Below are 20,460 nucleotides of genomic sequence, written 5' to 3'. Positions count from 1 at the left end.
ACGTGAGTATCGGCTAGCGATCGCTGTCGATTCGAACATCCACTTCGCCGGTTTCGACGTTGCGTTCGACCTCCACGTTGCCGTCGGACGTTTCCACATCCAGCAGCGTCTCGGTCTTGTCTTCACAACCAACGAATGTCAAGCCGGCAACCAGCAGCAAGCCCATAAACAACGAACGCATCATTCAACCGACTCCAGGACAGTCGCTCCACAGCTTGCTGCGGAGCGAAAGGCGATTCTCACACGCTCGGCCACCGCGGCCGAGTCAAAGCACCGTTCGTGGCCGAGGGAGGCCACGTTATCTATCGCTTCTTCTTCAGGTTCGGACGTTTGCGCTGGGCCGGACGCGGCGCCGGTGGCGGTTCGTTGGCGATCCGCTCACGCACTCGATCGGCAAAGCTTTTGGATCCACTGCCGCCCGCGCCTTGCGGCCCCGCGGCGACCGAATCGCCCGCTCCGGCCAATGCCAGAGACCCTTCTCCCTTGGGCGGCAACGACTTCTTGACCAGCTTCCGTTCGGCGATGCCCCACAGGCTGCTGGTGATGAAGTAGATACACAGGCCGCTGGGCACGCGGAAGAACAGAAAGCCCATGAACAACGTCATGAAGGTCATCACCTTCTGGGTCATCGCCGTTTGTTCGTCGGTGGCCGGCGGCATGAACATTTTCTGCTGCAACAGGAACAGGACCATCACGATCATCGGCAGAATGTTGAAGTACGGTCCCAGCCATCCGGTGCCGCGTCCGGCAAAGTATTCCCACATCCAGTCGCCCCAGTAAGCCAGCATGTCCGGGGCGGCCAGGTTGCTGCACCACTGCAGGGCCGGGCTGAGGGCGGCTTGCCGCAGTTCGATGTCGACCGACAGGCAGCGATACAAGCCGATGAAGATCGGCAACTGGATGAACATCGGCAAGCAACCGGACAACGGATTGAAGCCGGCTCGCTGCTGAAGCTCGCGCTGAGCTTTCAGGCGGGCTTCGATATCGTCTTTGTACTTCTCGCCGATCTTCTTCAGCTCCGGCGCCAACTCCTGCATCTTCTGGGCGTGCACCGCCGCTCGGCGGCCCAGCGGAAACATCAGCAGACGCACCATCAGGGTCAGCAGCACGATCGCCACGGCGTAGTTTTGCACGATCATTTTCAACAGGTGCAGCAACTGCTGCAGCGGCCGGGCGATCATCGAGAACCATCCGTAGTAGATGGCGTCGGACAACCCGTACGTGGCCAGCAGCTCTTCTTGTTTGGGGCCGGCGAACATACGCACGCGGTGTTTCAGCGACTCTCCCGGAGCGACCGAGACGCTTTGGCTGTCCAGGAAAAACGACGTGTTGGCGGCTCGTTCCTTGTGTTTGGGCAAGTCCGATACGTCGGCCACCAGCGTCGCGCCAGCTCGCTTGTATTGATCAAACGACGCTTCGCCTTCGGGCAGGTAGGCCACCGTAAAGTACTGTGCGTCGACGCCGATATAGTTCAGGCTTCGTGAAGCTTCGGAGTCTTGCGGGGCGAATAGCACCTTGGCGGGCCCGCTCGTCTTGTCGCGGGCTTCCTTGATCAACGGGTATGTGCCCCACAGCACGTGACCGTCGGCGGCCGTGCGGTAGATCACGTCGCGAGCGCCGGCACCGCCAAAGTTGGGGCTGATCTTATTGGAATACCACCAGCCCTCGAGCGTGATTCCGTTGGGGCCTTCCAGTCGATAGGCCAGCTCCTGAGCCTCTTCACCCTGGTTCTCCACGCCGACTTCCATGTCGATGATGTAGCTGCCCGGCTGGAGCGTGTAGCTGTGCAGCAGATCCACCGGAGCGGCTTCCATGCGATCCAGGGCTCGGCGCGAGACCGGCAAGCGGTAGGCGGCGGTCTGCGGCCCAATATCGGCGCTGGGCTGTTCGACCACGTCCCAGATTTCGCGGTGCTGCGTGGGCAGCGATGGCATCTCGCGATCGCTCTCTTTCAGCTCGCGGTTGCCCACCCCGGCCAGGGTCATCAGGCAGGACAAGCGATCGAGGTTGCCTTCGATCTCGTCGGCACCGCCGCGGCTGGACATGCGGATCAGGTCCAGTGGGTGTTCGGTCAGCGTAACTTCATACTTCAACGGTTGCTCGTCCCGCAGGACCGTCAGCGTGGCCGGTTTGCCGGGTTCGATCTCCGTCAGGACCGCTTCGTAGGCCAGCCGATCGGCGACCGAGACCTCGTTGACGGCGGTGATGATATCGCCGGCCTGCAGGCCATCGGCGATGCCGTCCTGCAGCGAACGAGCCAGGGCGACTGGCGTACCCGGGCCGATCACGTTGACCCGAGCGCCGTCGCGGTCGTCCAGATTCGTCAGGCCCATGTAACCGGCGTAGCCACCCAACACGTCGACGCGGCGGTATTTCAGCCGACCGTTCTCTTTCCGCTCGGTCAGCTCCACCCGTTCGATGCCCGCCCCGCGGCTGTTCAGATACACCAGCATCAAGAATCCGCTGTTGGGGTCGAACGAACCCAGTGTCTGGTAGCTGGCCTTCTCGGGACGCGGCGGTTCTTCGATCGCATCTTCGGCATCCGGATCCGCATCGGGGACCGCCAAGTCGGCGTCGGGCAGGGCGTCGGCGTCCGCATCGGCGACCACATCCGCATCCCCGTTGCCGGGCAGGTTCTGGTTCCGCGGCGGGCCAAACATGCCGTTGAGGGCGATATAGATGAATAGAAAGGCGGTCGAGGCGATGACCCAAGACAGGAGACGGCGTTCCACGGGCTGAGCGATCCGAGTGGGGAGAGGGAGCTTTCGCAAGCAATTCGACAATGAGTGGTTGGCAAGGTATTCTGCCGGTCCGAAGGGATATTGGGAACCCGAAAACGATTGTCGCGCCCGAGGAAGGTGCGGAAAGGCCCCAAAAGCGAGCGGTAAAACCGGACACAGCCGAAAAACCCTGTTTTCTGGGGATTTTCGCGAACCAGCCAGCGGCTCCCATTGCAGGCGGGGGCTACGGGCCGCTAAGATTACCAGCCTTACACGGCGAGCGGTGCGCAGGGACCACAGCGATGGTTTCAGGCACAGGCTTTGCGGTTGTTTTGTTAGAAATTTTGAGGAGTATCGTCTGACCTATGCACTGGAGAATCGATGGTTAAGTTAGTCGTCCGTGACCGTGAAAGCATTCAGGAGGCCGTCCGCCGTTTCCGCAAACTGGTCGAGCGTAGCGGAATCAAAAAAGAAATGCGTCGCCGCGAGTATTATGAAAAGCCCAGCGAAACCAAGCGTCGAGCACGCTTGCGAGCCGAGCGCCGCGGTCGTCGGACACGTATGCTAGCTGGTGGTTAAGCCGGTCTTAACCGCCGAGCCCGCCTGGAACGTTCAAGTCGCTTGAATGTTCAAGTCGCAGGGCCAGCATGACCGAAAGCAACGATCCGGGGAACCGAACCCAAGGGTTCCCCAGAGTGTCATCGAGAAAACCCGCTGAGTTGCCCGTGGCGGTCCAAGGCTGTCCGGCAACTCAAGGTCCTCACCCAAGGGCGATTAGCTCAGTTGGCTAGAGCGCTTCGTTTACACCGAAGATGTCGGGGGTTCGAGTCCCTCATCGCCCACTCTCTTTTCTGGTAGTGGCATAGGCTTCCAGCCTCTTAGCTGAACCGCAAGGTGCCAGGCTCGAGCCTCTTGCCGTCTCAACTAGTGGCATGGGCTTCCAGCCTGTGAACTGGGTCGCTAGACGCCAGCCTCACCTGCGAGCCCCACGAACCGGCGGCGAATGCTTTGCCGCTCACCGCTGCGTCGACGCTGTCGGCTCCATCGACGATCCCGCTCGCGCGTTCGGTTTCGGACCGTTGGCTTGCCGCATTCCTTGGATCTGATGGATTGACTCGGTTAAGGTGATAATTGGCAGTGTAGGCTTGCTGGTTCGAGTCAATCCATGGGGTGCCTACTGGGTGCACTGGCCGGAAGAGCCCCTGACGCGTATCGAGGGGGGCAATGCACATCAACTCTCATCGTCCGTTGGCGGTCGAAACGCTGGAGTCGCGACGTTTGCTTGCTGGCGTGACGTTGATCACGCACGGCTTTAAAAGCGATGCCGACGGCTGGGTGGCGGCCATGGCGAAGGCGATCGGCCAGCGACAGGACCTGGATATCGACCAGGCGACCTACCGGGTGGTGGTTACCGATCCGGGCGGCGAGGGCGGACCGCTGGACGTCGTCAGTACAAAGCACAGCGGACCGGATCCCACTGCCGCGACGACGCCAAACCCGGAGATCACGCTGCTGTTGGATTGGTCCGATGTGGCCGGGTCGTTGTTTGGATCGGCACGCAGCACCGACGACGTGGCGTCCGCGGTCGCCGAGCAATTGGTCACGCCTGGCTTCCTGGCCGACCTGTCGGCGCCGCTGGTCGAATTGCCGATGCACCTGCTGGGACACAGCCGCGGGGCGTCGTTGGTCGGCCAGCTCGCACACCAGCTGGGCCAGCGCGGTATCTGGGTCGATCAGGTGACCAGCTGGGACCCGCATCCGGTCGACGGCATCCGCGAACCGGCACTGTTCGACCGGGACTACGGCGATGCACCGATGCGGCGCTATGAGAACGTCGCCTTCTGGGACAACTACTGGCGCACCCAAGGCGAGAGCTCGTTGGATTTCACCGGCGAACCGGTCGTCGGTGCGGCTGATCTACAGCTCGCCGAATCCGTACTGTCCGCCGGCGGCTACAACAACGAACACTCCGACGTTCACCTCTGGTACCACGGCACGATCGACCAGTCGCTCGACCCGGCGGCCGACGATGGTTTCGAGGCCGTGCCCAGCAGCTGGTACGGTGGCCCGCATCCACGGCGTGATGAGGCCGGATACGCTTACCGGCTGAAAGCGACCGGCGAGCTGCCGCCGGCAGGCCTGTTGCCGGAGCTGGGCGGCAGGGCCGAAACGATTGGGCTGGATTGGAGCGAAGCTGTCTGGCCGAACGTAATGGAGCTGAGCGTCGAGAACCACCTGAGCAACGTCAACCACCTGAGCAACGTCGACGGGGAAGCGACCTTCGATGCCGGTCAGGCAATGGCGGTTCGTTACTTTCATGCCGACGCCGACAGTGGAGCGACGATCACGCTGTCACTGGATGTTGACCAAAATCCCTTGAATGACAACGCAGTGGCGTTGACCGAAGACGTCGTCGAGGCATCTGTGCGCCTGCGAATGAATCAAAGCCTGCTGCCGACCTCCAGTGTGGCCGCGGGCGTGTACTATGTTACCGCCCAGACGACCGATGCCGCTGGCCGCACCCGCTACACTTACGCTCGCAATCCCGTCCGCTTGCTACCGATCGCCCCGGATCTCGAGAGCTACGTCGACATCTCTGACGGACAGACCCTGGATGTATCGGCTGCCTCGATCCTAACCGAACAACCGCTGACGCGACGTTTGTATGTCAACCGTGGGGCGGCGGGCGAGCTGAACACGTTCGAACCCTGGCAGGCGTCGGTTCCACGATTTACGGGCGGCCGGTTGTACCATCGGGGCCATACCGAGGTGGCGGGACAAACGGTCGAGTTGTTCGTGGCCACGGATAACGCCTGGTCGAACCCCTACCGTGCGGTCGACGTGGACGGCAACGGAAGAGTCGAACCGATCGACGTGTTGTATCTGATCAACGCGTTGAATCGAGCTCGCACGAGCAGTTTCGCGGTCGTGCAACCTTTGACGGACAGCGAAGCTCCGTCGCGGTTTCTCGATGTGGACGACGACCGTCTGATCACCCCCACCGATCCGCTGTTGGTGGTGAACTGGTTGAATTACCAGAATCGTTTGCGTCGTGGTGGGGTATGACAGCCAGGAGCCTCACCTCGTTAAGGCAGGCGTTCGATTTCGCGAATTCTCTGTTCGATACCCGTGGCTTTTTCGGTGCGGCCTTCATGGCGAAGGATCTGAAGTTCGTTTTCGAGCGACTGCAGCAGAGACGCCTTGTCGCCGCGCAGGCGGAACTTTTCCTGGGCCGCATGGAGTGCCTTCAGCCGCAGGTCGGTATCACCGATGATCAGTTGGGTCAGAGCGAGGTCGGCTTCCGCTTCGTCTCGCGTCGGCCAATCGGCCGAGCCCGGCTGGTGGAGAGCTTTGTGCAGCATGGCCGCTCCCTGTTCATAGGCTCCGGACTTCAACTTGGCGATTCCCAGCGAGGCCGCCGCTGCCGAAGCAACCGACGGATTTTTGCTGGACGCCGGACCGGCTAACAGTGTCGCCGCCGCCTCGTCCTGGCCCAAGGCGGCCAAGCATTCGCTCTGTGCAATTCGCAGCCACATCACGTCGTCGCCGCTGGCGAAACCTTCCGCCTTTTTAAAGTTTACGAGGCCGAGCTCGGGCTGCGAATTGTGGTACAGCGTCGCGCCGATGCTGCTGTACAGGACTTGCTCGGTAGACAATTGTTCGGATCTCTCAAACCCCACGGGCATGCAGAACGCGGCCAGGGATGCGGCCGTGTGGGCGGGCCAAGCCGTGGCCTCGGGACGCTGTTCATCGACTCGCAGCCAATAGTTGGCATTCAACGGACGCAGAGTGGCACGATGGTTCGCCAACTGATTCTCTACGGACGCCACCCACGCCTGTTGCGCTTCCCGGGGGCGGCCAGCTCGGTTCGCCGTGGTCGCTACCATCAACCAACATTCGGCTGCTCGCCCCGTCGGTGCGTGGTGGTCTAGGCATTAGATCGCCCCTCGAAAAGCAGACGATGCCGTTCTATCCCCAAACCTTGATAACCATCAAAGAGGCCTGCCCCTTTGTTCGACTGACCCCTCGGTTCGAAGCTCGCCGGTTCCGGCGGTCAAAGCAGGCATTGCACTTGGACGTTGTATTCGAAATCGAATCCGCGATCGGGTCCGGAGCGCAGGGGAGCGATAACGCCGTTGGTGATGGTCACTCGACCGACATCCGCGGAAAAGCCGGCCGCCGCGTTGAGAATATCGGTTCGCGGATCACCGTTGCCCACGGAGCTGAACTGCGGAAACACCGTCCCGGCCCCGGCGCCTACCTGCTCGAGCGGAATGAACGACGTGTTGGCGCGTTGCAACGTGGTCGTGTAGTGCAGCTCGAACAACGAGCGAATATTGGACACCGGGCGACTGGTGTCGCGGTCCGTCAGACGATACCCGACGCCCAGATTCACCCGCAGCAGGGTTTGAGCAAACACATCGACCTCGGCCGGCTGGTTGTTGGGAGTGTTGAAATCCAGGAACCCCGCGTCGACCCCGTTGAAAGTGAAATCCGTCGCTCCGCTACCCACCGCTGACAGGGTCGAGGGATTTGCGGCGACTTCGACCTGCAGGAATCCCTGGTGGTACCACCGCGAATCTCTCGCTTGCGGCCGCATGATCCAAGCCGCGAACGGTGACAGATACACCGTCTCGTTGGAGTAGCTGTAGTCGAACACCGAGGTGGTGCGGGCGAACAGCCCCGGTATCAGGTCGCTCGCTACGGTCGTCCGTGCTCCCAATCGATACCGCACGTCTTCGGCCGTGGGCAGGGTCACGCCCAGGCCTCCGGTGAACACCACTTGCTCGGAATGGTGGAGTAACAGTTTGGTGATGATCGCAACATTGCCTAGACCCACCTCACGTTCTTCGCCCGCTACCAAATCGGCGATCCCCGTTACCTCATCGACGATGCTGATGAAATCCGAACGCAGCCGATACTCCGTTGGCAGACGCACTTCGACGCTGCCGATCCCATCGCAAAAGGTGCGTTCGTAACCCAGCATATGGCGATCCAGGTCGTAGACCTCCTCAAACTGATAAACCTTCAGGTTGGTACTGTTACGGAAGTGGCGATAACTGTAGTAGATGCGGTCGACCGGCAGGGCGGTGTTGTTTTCCGAAATATTCAAACGGCTGCAGGTCAAAGTGGGATGACCGATATCCGCGTTGACAATGCCTCGCTGGGAGAAACAGGTGCCCGACCCGGTGTCGCCGATCATAAAAGGGATCGTCGCGAGGCTGGCGACCGCACCGCTGGTGGCGACGCTGCTGAACCGCGAACGCTGCCGAGTCCTGGATCGGGTGGCGGCCAAGGATTCGGATCGCGACCGCGTCGATGGTCGCGCGGAAGTTCCCAAGGAGCCGCGGTCAAACAGCTCGACATCGGTAACCGGTCGGGGAAGCTGCAGCAGCGATGTCGACGCACCGGTACCGTCCGTCCCGGCTTCGTTATCGCCGTCCGCTGGGGAATCCTCGAGAGCGAGCGGAGTTGCTTGCCCGACGATGCCGTCTGAGGATTGAGCATCCGCCGGGCGGGCGATGAGTGCGACTGCGGTAACCGCCATCAGCACGCGGGCAGCCGGCACCAAACGCCGAAAGATACAGTTTGTGAACGCCATTATCCGATTCCGGCTCAAGTCCGTTTGATGCCATAGCAGCGGTATCGACAGCGCGGACGCACCGAATCGTTGCAATCCGTCTAAGAGCCAAAGGTCTTTCGGTCGCCGTCTAGGGCTGTGCCGAGCGTAACGATCATGCGGGCAAGCGAATCAGGGACAGCGGCGTCGCCGGTCCTGCTGAGCCGTCCGCAGGAGCGGGGCCTCACCGCGATGACGCTGCGTTCGGCTCGACTTTCGGCTTGGACCCAACGGGCTCTTCGTACAACTTGGCCAGCTCGATGGCGATCGTTTCCAGGGCCTCGTAATACGCGTCCTCGGACAGCTCGGTCTTTCGCATCCGCAGCGTTTCCAGCTGGCCCTCCAGGGCGTCGCGGCGCGTCCTCGCTTGACGGCTCAGCGGAGGTTGGTCGCGCGCCACCAGCGCTCGGTATCGGGCTCGTCCCCCGTCGACCGCTTGATCGCTCTGCGGGCGTTTGATAACTCGAGTCCCAGAAAAGAACTCCGGCGGGGTCCCCACGCCGTCGCCGTTGTCATCCAGCAGTGCGTGTTCGGTCGCCAGCCGGCCTTCGGCCCGATAGAACGCTCGGGTGCCGGCAGCGGCGGCCAAGAAAGCTTCCAGAATGGAAACGGCATTGTCGTGGTCCAGATCGGCTGCCGGGTCACCGATGGCTTCCGCCAGAAAGCGCCCAAAGCGGGCGAAATTCTGTTCGTCGCCACTCTGTGTCGCCGTGACGACCACCCGGTCCGGTCCCTTGAGCGCTTGCAGAAAAGGACCGCTGGCCGAGGCGCAGTTGACCACGACCAAAGGCCGGCGGCAGCCTTCCAGCCACTGGGCGAGTTCGCCGGCCGAGACATCGGGACCGGCCAAATTAAACTTGGCGACGTTGGCGGCGAACGTCCCATGACCGATCAACACCAGCCACAGCGGCGTCGCGGCTTCCTCCGCCGGTTGGCAGGCTCTTGCGAGCAAACGTTGCAAGCGAATGCGATCGTCCGGACCGCCATCGTCCGGGTCTTCTATCGCCTCGCCGCTTGTGGCTTCACCGCCAATACGGTGATATACCGCGCCAGCCTCTTCGGCCGCGCTTCTCCAGTGCGCGGCCCACCGCTCGAATTGTTCTCCGTAAGTCGCTTCGCCCGCCGCGCCGACGACGACGATGACCTCGGGGGCGACCGCGGCGGACTCGGCGGCTGCGTCGGCTTCGGCCTCGGGAATCTTTTTCGTTGTCGCGGCAGGGCGGTCGACGGGCCGATTCTGATCGGCCAGGACCGACGTGGCCAGCGCGGCGCTGCATCCCCAGGCGACAACCGTGCGTCGAAAGCGGTTCAAGCGTTTCAAGCGGTTCATTAATCCCTCGTGATTTCGGGCGGGATGGTTCGTGGGGGCAGCAGGTTGTGGCGTGCTCAGGGCCATCCCTTCCACCGTCTCAGTCCCCATTCGGTACACAGGCAGGCCAGGGCCAGCAGCAGCATCCACGGCCGATGCCACAGCGGATAGGTCCAGGTTTCCATCACCGGCATCTTCCGGGTCGACAGCCCGGCGACGAACTCGTCCAGGTGGTCCGGGTGGATGACCTGGCCGCCGGTCTCGTCCGCGATCCGCTGCAACAACGGCTGGTTGATTTCCAGTTGCCGATACTCCGCCGCCGCTCGGTCGAGGGCCCAGCCGGTTTCGGTTTCGCCCAGCAGCGATCCATCTTCGTCGCGAACCACCGCTTGTACCGCGAACCCGCCGGATTCAGGCGACCAGTACGTGGCTTGGTAGCGTCCGGCTTGTTCCTGGTCTTGTGATGCGGGAATCGTCAGCTGTTCTCCGGCAGGCGTCGTGATCTGCAGTTCCACCGCGGCATTGTCCAGGGGCAGGAATGATTCATCGCGGACCAAAACATTCAGGGTTTGCGGCCGGTGGTTGGAGACGTCGTCCGGCGTGTGGATCTCTACTCGTCTCGGCACGTCGCTGATCAACCATCGCACCCACTGCCGCCATTGCTGGGCCGGCTCCTCGGCCGACTCGCCCGGAAGAAGCCCCGCCGAGGCCAGGAGATTGCCGGGTGCAGCTTCGCCCGCCGGTTGCGGCCGCATGAACCAACGCCACAGGTCACCGACCAGCACCGCCGCGGTGCGTCCGCTGCCGAAACGTTGTGCGACGACAGCGGGCAGAGCGTCCTCAGGGGCGACTTCGGGGGTGACCGTGGCCAGGATTTCGGCGGCCGGTTTGATGGCGGGCGCACGATTTAACACGTGAAGCGGGACGGCTTGCTGCAGCCGAAAACGTTCTTCGACCTCGTTGGTGCGCAGTCGCAGCCAAGGCTGCAGCATCCCGGCTCGTGTCAACCGATAGCGGTACAACCGGGGCTCGCTGGCGTCGGCCGAGCGGAGCGTTGTGTCCGCCGTTGTCTGACGCAGATACACGGGCAGCATCTCGCCGATGGGCGTCTGATCGTAATCTCCCTTGGCGAAGGATTCCTGACCACCGAGCATCATCAGGCCGCCGCCGCGAGCGGCCACAAAGCGACGCAGCAACAACTGTTGGTCGGTCGTAAAGAATTCCGCTTCGACGTCGTCCAGGATCACCGCGTCGTAGGCAAACAACTCGGCCGCGTCGGCGGGGAATCCGCCCCGCAACTGCTCGGCCTGCTCGACGCCCAGCCGTAGGATCACCGGCTCGTCCGATTCCTCGGCCGTCTCTTCCTCGGTGCCGCCAACACCGGCGAACAATGGATTCGTATCCCCCAAAGAAGAATCGCGAAAGTTAAACTTGGGTTGTCGTTTGGCGATCCTCAACAATCCGGTCAGCTCGACTTCTGCGTCCGCAGCCAGAGAGCGACGCAGGAATTTAAATTCCCAGTTCGGTCGGCCGGCGATGTACAGGATGCGAAAAGGTCCGCGCGGCCGATCGACGGCCACGACCCGCCGATTGTTGGCCAGCGTTGCTTCCTGCCGCGACGTGCCCTCCTCGAACGAGTCGGCTTCGGATTTCAGGTAGCAAGCGACCGTATAGAACTGCACGCCGCTGCGTTCGGGACGGAAACGAAACCGCACGTCCAAGCCTTCGCCATCGGCCGGCGCCTCGACGTCGCGCTCGTCAACGCGTTCGTTTTTTCCATCCAGAAGTGCCACCACACAGGCTTGGCCCGCTAGGCCCTCTGCGGCCAACCGCACGTCCAAGGTGACCGGTGCCGCTTCGAAATCGCTCTGGCTGATCGTCGTCGATTCGATCCGCACGTCCCCGAGCGGCGGCCTCTCGAGCAGGACGGGATAGACCGGCACGCCAAGCTCGCGCCAACGTCGGCTCGGGTCCCCGCCATCGCTGGTATTGCCGTCGGTCACCAATAACACGCCGGCCACGGGGCGATTGCGATAGCGGGCTGCGACGGTATCCAACGCATCGCCCAAAGCGGTCGCCGTGCCGGTGAAGTCCAGCGCATCGAAAGACTCCACGCCGTGCAGCTTGGCGGCGAAGGCGTGGGAACGAACGGCGAAGTCCTGCTCCAAGCGGACTCGCCACGGTTGCTCGTCCTTCAACATCGCGTGCAGCTGCGCCGCAGCCGTGTCGCGATTGCTCGCCCCGACCAACATGCTCTCGCTCTCGTCGACCACGATGGGCACCAGGTTAGCCTGGGGGCGAGGGCGTTCGCCCTGACGCATGGGCTCCAACAGACAGAACGCCAGAGCCGCGATGGCGACCAGTTTCAGCCCGCCGCCGACCAGCTTCATCCACAGCGGCAGCGTGCGATGCCAGTAGCCGATGGTGATGACGGCGGTAGCAACGACCAGGACCAGGATCGAAGGAACGAACCACTCGGGCGCGCCCAGTTTGATCGTCGCGATGATCACCGGCCGCTCCCAATCCGTTCGTAGTACTCGCCGACGGCATGCCGAAAGGCTTCGGGAACCGGATCGCGGTCCACCGGAACGACCGCGTTCTTCTCGGCGCTGCGACGAATTAATTCTTCCGTAACCCGCATCTCCAGTCGCTCCAGCGGCTCGGCGATCATATCCGTCACCAGCGGCCACTGCGGCGATTCGCTGTGCCGGCTCCATTGCCGCCGCAGCTCCCGGGCCCGTTCCCGAATCCGCCGGGCTTCGGCTTTCAGTTCCGGATCGTCGACCAATTCTTCGACATCACGCAACCGATCGGACCATTCTCGGTACCCCTCTCCGGTCAGCGGCGCTGCCAGCGGATTGCCGCCGCCGCGAGTATCGGACGAAGCCGAAAGGCTGTCGAGAATCCGCTCACGCTCTCCGGACGCTCGGCCTCCCGGTTGGCCCGGTGCTGAGGGTTGCGACTGCTGGCCCGGCTGCGATGACTGGCCTTGCTGCGATGACTGGCCTTGCTGCGATTGCTGGCCTTCTTGGCCTTGCTGCGTCGGTTGACCGTCCTGGCTCGGCTGCTGTGCCGATGCTTCGCCCGGCCGGCCCGGCTGATCCTGCCGGCTCTGTTCACTTCGCTGGCCCGGTTCACCTCGCTGGGGCTGTTCACCTCGCTGGGGCTGTTCACCTTGCTGGGCCTGTTGATCCTGCTCGCCCGGCTGGCCCTGTTCGGCCTGCTCCTCCGAGGCGTTGCCGGTTTCGGCCTCTGAGGGTTCGCCGCTGCGCTGCCCGGATGTTGACGACTGCTCGCCGGACTCGGTTTGCGGTGCCGGTTGACCGGTGGCTTCGGCAATCTCTTGTTCGACCGCGCTACTCAAGTCTTCCAGCGTTTCCCGAGCACGCCGCAAGCCTTCGGTGCCATCACCGATCACGGTCTCAGCCGCCGAATCGATCTGTTCGCGCAGCTCGGAGATTTGTTCGCCGGCGATCCGTTCGAAGGAGTCGGCTTGTTCGTTCAAGCCTCGATCCAGCAGTTCGCCGGTCATCTCCAGCCGCCGACGCAGTTGATCCTGCTGAGCCTGACGGTGCGACTCGTACAGCCGTTCGGCCAGCAACGGCTCACTGGCCTCGGCTTCCTCGACCACCTGCTGCATGTCCTCCAGCAGCTCGCCCACACGCTCGCTTTGCTCGCGCATCGCATCGCCGAGCGCTGCTTCGGACTCCGGCGCACGCAACCCCGGAGCGGCTTCGGCCGGCCGGTCCTGACGCCGCATCTGCTCCGATAGTTCTTCCTGTTGCTGCTGCAGCTCGATGGCATCGGAACGCATCTGTCGCATGGCGTCTTCGAACTGGTTGGCCGTCTCTCGGCGCACTTCCTCTCGCATCTGTTCGAATTGTTCTTCGGCTCGGCTACCCGCGGCCAGGGCCTGAGTGGGATTGTTGTTGGCCAGGCTGTCGGCGGCCCGCTGGACGTTCTCGCGAGCCTCCTCCAGCTGTTGCTGGGTCTGCTGCATGGTGGGGTTGGATGACTGGTTTTCCTGCATCCGCTGGGCCAGTTCATCGGCTTGGCGCAGCAGCTGTTGTTGTTGCTCGCGTAGCCGTTTCAGTTGCCGCTGGATCTCTTCTTTTTCGGCTTCGGTCTCGGCGGCTTGCAGGGCGGTTTGCAGCTGCTGGATCTGTTCGTTCATGTCCCGTTGCCGCTGGGCCAATTCGGCCAGCCGGTTCAGGACTTGTCGAGCCTCTCGATCGGCAGCTTCTTCTTGCGTCTCCGCCTGCCGCTGGGCCTCGTAGCGGTTCTCGTCATTCTTCAGCTCCAACTGGTCCAGCTGCCGCTGCATCTGCTGGCGCGCGGCACTGCTACTACTGCTGCTGGAAGAACTCTGCTGGGACTGGACCACTTCGAATTCGCGTGCCCGCAGTCGTAGCAGAGCTTGATACGCGGATTGTTCGTCGGCAAGCGCCGCGGGCAGGGCGGACAGGTCCGGCTGTGCCGCCTCGGTCAAGGCGGTAATCGCACGTTCCATTTCGGCCCCGGCGGCCTCGGCGTATTCCAACGACTGGGGATCCTGCAGTTCGGCCTGCATGGCCGCGAGCATCTCCCGAGCCGTCTGCTGCGACTCGAGCGTCAGCTGGATGTCTTCTTTAAAGGTAGCCGTGGGCTGAGCACCGGTTTCGCGTCGCACCAGCGTCCAGGTCGCGTTGATGATCTGTTTCTGTAGCTCCGCTAATTCTTCCGCCTGCTGGCCCTGTCCGCCTTGGCCCTGCGAGGACGATTGCCCGCCCGGCGGAGCCTGGCCTTCGCGAAAGATCTCTTCAAACGGCCGCACTTCGGCAAAGTACATGTCGCTGCGAACACGGCGGGGCTGGCCATCGGGACCGATGTCCTCGGCCCAAAAATGGTAGGCCAACAGCATGTCGGGCTCGACCCGCAGGCTTTCAAAATCAATCTGCTCCGCCAGCTCCGCCGCCTGCCCCTTGCCGATCTGTTCCTGCAAAACCTTTTCGACCGGCGGCGAGCCCGGGACGGTGTAGCTGAGTCCCACGCGTCGAACGCCGAAGTCGTCGCGAACGCTCGCCCCGACGACCAGCTCCTCCAGCGGCGAGACGCGCACATCGCTGGCACTGACCAACTTTAACTGCGGTTGTTGGTTGGGCAGAACGCGGGCGACCAGCCGCGGCGGAAATTTATTCTGCCGCCCGCGATCGTCGTTCAATACCAAGGTCCAGCGGCGGGATTCGGTTAAGGTCAGCGTCGTGGTCACGATCTGTGGATCGGCCGGATCGGCGTCCAAGGTGATGTCCTGGCCCTGCTCGGGACGCAGGACCGCTTGACGAACCGGTTTGTTCAACCGAAACGTCCACGTCAGCTCCGTTCCTTCCACGGCTGTCACCCGCCGCGTATCCTCGATCGACTTGGGGGCTTCACCCGTGTAACTGGGAAACCGCAGCCGAGCATCGCTGCGGACCAGTTCCGGGTATTCGAATACCGTGATCTGATACGACCGACTGTTTCCGGCGGACGTCTCGACAAAGTATTCCAGCGTTTCTTCGACGGCCGGCAGATGGACCGCCACGGACTGGTCGTCCAAAGTGCGACGCATGGGATAAGTCTGCCTCGCGTCCCCCGCCGTGGTCTGCAGCTTGGCTTCGGCGTGTTCGATCGCCGTGGGCAACTGAGCCGTCACGACCACGCTCGAGCCGCGTTCGATTTCTACGTCGCCCGGTTGGACTTCGATGGACAGAACACTTGCCGCGGTGGCAGCGCCGCCGGCGGCGACCTCGGGTTCACCGCGCGACCACCCCCACAGCGATGCCACCCACAACAGCAACAGCATGGCGGGCAGGTTCAGTCCGATCAGCGCCCACAGCCGCCGCGCCGGATAGGCTTCGGCCCACAAATGGGTGCGTCCATGGCGCAGCGTCTGCTGCAGGACCGCTTGCTGTAAGTACCCGCCGCCGCCGGAAGGATCTTGCTGGACGGCCGTCAACAAGCGTTGATCCAAAGCCGGAAAACGTGCCTCGACGCGCCGGGCGATGCCGTTCCAGTCGCCACGTCGCGTCCACACCACCAAGGCCACGACGAATGCCACCACCGCTGCGGCCATCAACAAGATCCACCCGCCGGCGTAGGGGAAGAGCATACTCATCGTCGCACCGGCGGGTTCCTGGTCGGCGGCGCCGCGATACCACCACGCACCCCAACCGACGACGGCGAACGCGGTCCAGACCAGAGCCCAGCCGGCCCACAATCGCACCGACCGTTGGCGACGTGCCACCGCAACCAGCTGACGTTTCAGACGTGCGTCCATGAGGTGTCCCCGCTAGGGTTCGAGAAACGATCGTATTGCCCGCGTCACATCCGACGCGTTCGCCAAGCCGCCCAGCCGCTTTCGGCCAACAGCACTCCCAGGGCCGCGACCACCAACCAACGCCACCATTGTTGGCCGGCTTCCAGTTCGACATCGCGTTTCTGCCGTTCCTGCTGGGCACGTTGTTCGACGGTGAGCTCGGCTCCGGCCATCCTCACATCCAGCGATGCCAGGACGTCGGCGTCGATGGGTTCCCATTCGCTTTCGGCCGGATCCACATTGAAAGCCAAGGTTCGCGACGAATCCTTCGAGTCGAATTGATAGCGGCCCGGTGTGTCGAAAGCCGCCGGACTGGGCTCTTCCGCGCTGTCGTCCAGCTCACGTCCCTCAGGCCCACGTCCCTCAGGCCCACGTCCCTCAGGGCCACGTCCTTCAGGGCCAGGCAAACGCCGATACCCGGTGGCCGAAGCAGGTATGGGATCGCCGACGAAGTGCCGTTGCAGCGATCGCGACTCGCCCGCGTTCGCATCCATCATTCTGGCCATCAACGGCAGAAACTTGGTCGACAGAGCGAGCTGGCTAGCGGAGGGCTGCCAACCCGCAGCCAACACCCACAACTGCCCCCGCCGGCCCGCATACCGCAGCAGGGCCGGATCCCCGTCGTCGAACCGGGCCAGCGTCTGAAAAACCGCTCCGTCGCTTTCAGGAATATTAATTTGACGATGCGACCAAAAGCGGATTTTGCTGAAGTCGCTGAAGCGGGGATCCGCGAAGATCGAAAACAACGGATCGCCAAAATCGATGTCGCCCAGCAGGGCGTAGTCCGGCACTTCGGCTTCGCGAACCTGCAAGCTCGCCGCGGCGGTTTCCTCTCGTGCGATCAACTTGTGCAGAAATTGCTCGACGGCCTGCGGGTCTTCGATCGGCTGGGCCAATACGGTCAACACGTTCACGCCCTCGTCCATCCAGCGGATCAGGGGGTCCGCCGCATCCGCAGCGAGCGGCGTGGCCACAACCACCATCGCCAGCTCGCCGGCCTCCCATGCCTGCCAATCGTTCGATTCGGCAGGCGCGGTTTGAAAGGAGATGCTTCGCCGCGGCGTGTCCAGGGCGGCGCGCTGCAGGTAGTACGACAACGACTCTCGCGGCTCGCTGCGATCCTCCCCCAAAAACAGCAGCGTCTGCTGTTGCGGTTCGGCTTCCGCAACATACCAGCGATTATCGAAAGGCTGTTGGTCGCCGGTCAGTTCTAGTGCGACCGCGTCCCGGGGCGGCTCGGGCACACGCACGACTCGCGTTTGCCCTGGCGGCACGTTGGTCGAAATCGGCCGCGGCTCGAGCGGTTGGCCTTGGGCGTCGATCCAGCGAAGCGCGAACTGCGCTTGCTGGGAACGTGGCGAGTTGTAAACGCGCGCCCTTCGACCCGCCGGTCTGGATTGCGAATCGGCTTCGCCTTCGCGGGCGGATAATAAGCTGACGGCCGCATTGGTGGTCGCTTCGGCCGCCACGCGTTTTAATTGCACTTCCACGTCGGCAGGCCAGGGGAACCCCTGCAGATCCGGCAACATGGGCTCGGCCTGCAAGTCGCTGATCACCACCAGGCGTTTCTCGTGGTTCGCGTCTTGGCTGCCGACCACCGTGTCCAGTTGATCGGCGGCACTCGTCAGCGCCCGGGGTAGATCTCCGCGCGCCCAGCCCGGCCGCAGCGACCGCATAGCCGTCTCGATGGCTTCGCCGGCGGACGCTTCCGGATCTTCCGACGCCAGGTCCACCAATGTGCGAGGTTGAAGATCAAAGGCGACCAGTCCCACGCGATCGTCCGTGTCGAGGTCGTCGAGTGTTTCTCGTACATGCCGCTGCACCTGGTCCCAGACGCCGGTCTGGCGCATGCTGGCACTGGTATCGACCAGGATCAACACGTCGCGGCCCGGCGGTTTCCACTGCGTCGCGGAATCACTGCGGAAGAAGGGCCGGGTAAAGGCAAAGGCCAACAGCAAAATAACCAGGATTCGCAGAGCCAGCAGGAGCAGGTCGTCCAATCGGCTGCGGCGCGTCAGTCGTGGCGGCGTCGGCTGGAGAAACATCAGCGAACTGAACACCATCCGCTCGCGTGGTCGCTGACGAACCAGATGAAACAGGATCGGCAATCCGATGGCCAGGGCGCCGAGCAGGTAGGCCGGAGCGAGCCAGCTCATCGTTTCGCCCCTCCGGATTGGACCGGCGCACTCGCCCGCCGGTTTCGCATCACCGTGCGGCCGCGTCGTGACTGGGCGTTGATCAGATCGAACAGCGCGGTGTCCAGCGGAGCGTCGGTGGGCAGCCGGTAATAATCCACGCCCAGGTCGTTGCAGATCGAACGCAGTTCCGCTTCGTGCTGGGCAAAACGTTGCTGGTAACCTTGGGCCGCACCGGCCGGATCGATGGTCATCTCTTGATCGCTTTCCAAATCCACGACCAGCGACGGACCGGTTAAACGAAAATCGATTTCCGCAGGATCCAAGACTCGCAGGATGATGACTTCGTGGCCGCGACTGCGCAGATAGCCCAGCCGCGTGCGCATCTCGTCCAGCGGCGTCAACATATCGCTGATCAGGACGATCATTCCACGTTTGCGAATCGTCGCCGCGATCCGGTCCAGCGGCAAGGTCAGGTCCGTGCCCCGTCCCGTTTCGGCTCGTTCCAGACAGATCATCAGCTGTCGCAAATGACCGTGGCGATGGCGTGCCGGCAGGTAGTCGCCGATGCCCGAATCGAACGTCATCAATCCCACCAGGTCACGGCTGAGCGTCAGGTAATAGGCCAGCGTCGCGGCCACGGTCTTGGCGTACTCGGCTTTGCTGTAGCCCTGGGCGGCGAACGACATCGACCGGCTTTGGTCGACCACGAAGTAACAGCGGCGGCTGGTCTCGTCCTCGAACTGCTTGACGTAGAAGCGGTCCGAGCGGGCGTACAGTTTCCAGTCCAAGTTCTTCAGGTCGGCTCCCACCGTATACGGCCGGTACTCGCTGAACTCCGCCGAAAAACCGTGGAACGGGCTGCGGTGCGAGCCGCTGAAAAAGCCTTCCACGACCGTTTTGGCTCGCAACACCAAGTGCTTGATCCGCATCAGGGTCGCCGGATCGACACCGACCGCGGCGGGTCTTCGGCCCTTGCGGCCTGCGAACGTCTGGCCCGTGTCGGAAGGATGGGATGCAGCGGTCATGCGTTCACCGAAACCGTCTCCAACAGCCGAGCGATCACGTCTTCCACCGACACGCCTTCGGCCTCGGCTTTGTAGCTGACCAGGACGCGGTGACGCAGCGTCGGCGGAGCGAGGGCGGCGACGTCGTCGTAGGTCACGTGCGCGCGGCCGGCCAACAACGCTCGCGCCTTGCCGCCCAGGACCAGCGTTTGAGCCGCCCGCAAACCGGCTCCCCAGCTGACCCAGTCGTCGACAAACGCCGGCGTTTCCTCGCGACCCGGACGGCTGGCCGCGGTCAACCGCACGGCGTAATCGGCCACCTCCTCGGCAATCGGCACCCGCCGGACCACCTCGTGGAAACGCAGCACATCTTCGCCGCTGAACAACGGCTCGATCGGCTCGGGCCGGGCCGCGGTCGTCCGCATCACCACGGCTCGCTCCTGCTCGCGCGGCAGGTAGTCGATCATCACGTTGAACATGAATCGATCGAGCTGGGCTTCGGGCAGCGGATACGTGCCTTCCATCTCAATCGGGTTCTGCGTGGCCAGCACAAAGAAGGGTTGCTCGAGCGGATACCGTTTTCCGGCCGCGGTAATTTGATGCTCCTGCATCGCTTCCAGCAGCGCCGCCTGCGTTTTGGGCGGCGTGCGGTTGATCTCGTCGGCGAGAATGACGTTGGAAAAGATCGGCCCTTTGACGAACTGCATCGATCGCCGTCCGCCGTCCTGCTGTTCCAGGATCTCCGTGCCGGTGATGTCCGCGGGCATCAGGTCGGGCGTGAACTGGATGCGCTGGAAACCCAAGTGAAACACCTGAGCGACCGAGCGGACCAACAGGGTTTTCGCCAGTCCCGGTGCTCCGGTGATCAGACAGTGGCCGCCGGCCATCAGGCAGATCAGCAATTGTTCGATCACGTCGTCCTGGCCGACGATGGTTTTCGACAGCTCGCGGCGGATCGCATCGCGACTGGCTCGAAGCTGTTCGACGGCCTCGCGTTCCTGGTCGCTGTCTAGGGCCGGTTCCGGAGTCGTTTCAGTACTCAATGCAGTCGCTCGACGGGCTAGTGGGACGAAGCGGGCAGTGATCGCGTTCATCGTACCAGATGTCGGCAAGTTCAGTGGCATAGGCTTCCAGCCTGTGAGAAAACCAGTGGCATAGGCTTCCAGCCTATGAACAGTGGCATAGGCTTCCAGCCTGTGAGCAGTGGCCCAGGCTTCCAGCCTGTGAACAGTGGCATAGGCTTCCAGCCTGTGAACAGTGGCATAGGCTTCCAGCCTGTGAGCCTGTCCGCTCTCGGCTGGGACAGCCGAGCTACTCTGGGGCCTAGATTGCCCT

The 20,460-nt window shown here is 63.0% G+C and carries 12 protein-coding genes and 1 tRNA gene; 3 read left to right on the top strand and 10 right to left on the bottom strand.

All coding sequences use genetic code 11. The features are described 5' to 3' along the window. Window positions 1-13: 13 nt before the first annotated feature. Both GE027_RS23005 and GE027_RS02515 read right to left on the bottom strand, forming a co-directional pair. Window positions 14-184 carry a hypothetical protein gene (locus tag GE027_RS23005; RefSeq protein ID WP_202617307.1) on the bottom strand — a complete coding sequence of 57 codons (171 nt, stop codon included), beginning with the start codon at window positions 182-184 and terminating at the stop codon, window positions 14-16. Window positions 185-302: 118 nt separating this feature from the next. Continuing rightward, entirely contained in the window at window positions 303-2,732 is a 2,430-nt protein-coding gene (locus tag GE027_RS02515) for a YidC/Oxa1 family insertase periplasmic-domain containing protein (RefSeq protein ID WP_153555586.1), read from the bottom strand. 369 nt (window positions 2,733-3,101) lie between these two features. On the opposite strand from GE027_RS02515, the gene rpsU reads away from it, so the two are divergent. From rpsU to GE027_RS02500, 3 genes are all read left to right on the top strand, one after another. Continuing rightward, on the top strand, window positions 3,102-3,299 hold the full coding sequence (gene rpsU, locus GE027_RS02510) for a 30S ribosomal protein S21 (protein WP_153555585.1): 198 nt from the start codon (window positions 3,102-3,104) through the stop codon (window positions 3,297-3,299). A gap of 189 nt (window positions 3,300-3,488) precedes the next feature. Beyond that, a tRNA-Val gene (locus tag GE027_RS02505) sits at window positions 3,489-3,562 on the top strand. A gap of 382 nt (window positions 3,563-3,944) precedes the next feature. Continuing rightward, window positions 3,945-5,786: a dockerin type I domain-containing protein gene (locus GE027_RS02500; protein WP_153555584.1), complete on the top strand. Its 1,842-nt coding sequence runs from the start codon at window positions 3,945-3,947 to the stop codon at window positions 5,784-5,786. 20 nt (window positions 5,787-5,806) lie between these two features. Here the strand turns inward: GE027_RS02500 and GE027_RS02495 are convergent, their stop codons facing one another. From GE027_RS02495 to GE027_RS02460, 8 genes are all read right to left on the bottom strand, one after another. Next, window positions 5,807-6,529, bottom strand: a complete 723-nt coding sequence (locus GE027_RS02495; protein WP_153555583.1) for a hypothetical protein — start codon at window positions 6,527-6,529, stop codon at window positions 5,807-5,809. Between the two features lie 245 nt (window positions 6,530-6,774). Continuing rightward, window positions 6,775-8,322 (bottom strand): hypothetical protein, encoded by a 1,548-nt coding sequence (locus GE027_RS02490; protein WP_153555582.1) that lies wholly within the window; start codon window positions 8,320-8,322, stop codon window positions 6,775-6,777. Between the two features lie 202 nt (window positions 8,323-8,524). Continuing rightward, window positions 8,525-9,670 (bottom strand): hypothetical protein, encoded by a 1,146-nt coding sequence (locus tag GE027_RS02485; RefSeq protein ID WP_202617306.1) that lies wholly within the window; start codon window positions 9,668-9,670, stop codon window positions 8,525-8,527. A 56-nt stretch (window positions 9,671-9,726) separates the two neighbouring features. Further along, window positions 9,727-12,159: a glutamine amidotransferase gene (locus GE027_RS02480; RefSeq protein WP_153555581.1), complete on the bottom strand. Its 2,433-nt coding sequence runs from the start codon at window positions 12,157-12,159 to the stop codon at window positions 9,727-9,729. Beyond that, the gene (locus GE027_RS02475) at window positions 12,156-15,944 is read right to left on the bottom strand and encodes a hypothetical protein (RefSeq protein WP_153555580.1); all 3,789 of its coding nucleotides are present in this window, start codon (window positions 15,942-15,944) and stop codon (window positions 12,156-12,158) included. Before GE027_RS02475 ends, GE027_RS02480 begins: the two co-directional genes overlap by 4 nt. A gap of 44 nt (window positions 15,945-15,988) precedes the next feature. After that, a complete protein-coding gene (locus GE027_RS02470; protein WP_153555579.1) occupies window positions 15,989-18,139 on the bottom strand; it encodes a BatA domain-containing protein in 2,151 nt (716 codons plus the stop codon). After that, window positions 18,136-19,146 carry a DUF58 domain-containing protein gene (locus GE027_RS02465; protein ID WP_202617305.1) on the bottom strand — a complete coding sequence of 337 codons (1,011 nt, stop codon included), beginning with the start codon at window positions 19,144-19,146 and terminating at the stop codon, window positions 18,136-18,138. Before GE027_RS02465 ends, GE027_RS02470 begins: the two co-directional genes overlap by 4 nt. After that, window positions 19,143-20,168, bottom strand: coding sequence for an AAA family ATPase (locus tag GE027_RS02460; RefSeq protein ID WP_237607194.1), 1,026 nt, complete (start codon window positions 20,166-20,168; stop codon window positions 19,143-19,145). The genes GE027_RS02465 and GE027_RS02460 overlap by 4 nt, the downstream gene beginning before the upstream one ends. Window positions 20,169-20,460 lie beyond the last annotated feature (292 nt).

The organism is Roseimaritima sediminicola (assembly GCF_009618275.1).
Lineage (GTDB): Bacteria > Planctomycetota > Planctomycetia > Pirellulales > Pirellulaceae > Roseimaritima > Roseimaritima sediminicola.
Note: the sequence above shows the minus strand (reverse complement) of the source record. Positions and strands in the feature narration are given on the sequence as shown.

Bases quoted from the DNA above. Each gene is read 5' to 3' on its own strand.
- GE027_RS02485 (WP_202617306.1), bottom strand. From the start codon at position 9,670: ATGAACCGCTTGAAACGCTTGAACCGCTTTCGACGCACGGTTGTCGCC.
- GE027_RS02465 (WP_202617305.1), bottom strand. From the start codon at position 19,146: ATGACCGCTGCATCCCATCCTTCCGACACGGGCCAGACGTTCGCAGGC.
- GE027_RS02470 (WP_153555579.1), bottom strand. From the start codon at position 18,139: ATGAGCTGGCTCGCTCCGGCCTACCTGCTCGGCGCCCTGGCCATCGGA.
- GE027_RS23005 (WP_202617307.1), bottom strand. From the start codon at position 184: ATGATGCGTTCGTTGTTTATGGGCTTGCTGCTGGTTGCCGGCTTGACA.
- GE027_RS02490 (WP_153555582.1), bottom strand. From the start codon at position 8,322: ATGGCGTTCACAAACTGTATCTTTCGGCGTTTGGTGCCGGCTGCCCGC.
- rpsU (WP_153555585.1), top strand. From the start codon at position 3,102: ATGGTTAAGTTAGTCGTCCGTGACCGTGAAAGCATTCAGGAGGCCGTC.
- GE027_RS02475 (WP_153555580.1), bottom strand. From the start codon at position 15,944: ATGGACGCACGTCTGAAACGTCAGCTGGTTGCGGTGGCACGTCGCCAA.
- GE027_RS02500 (WP_153555584.1), top strand. From the start codon at position 3,945: ATGCACATCAACTCTCATCGTCCGTTGGCGGTCGAAACGCTGGAGTCG.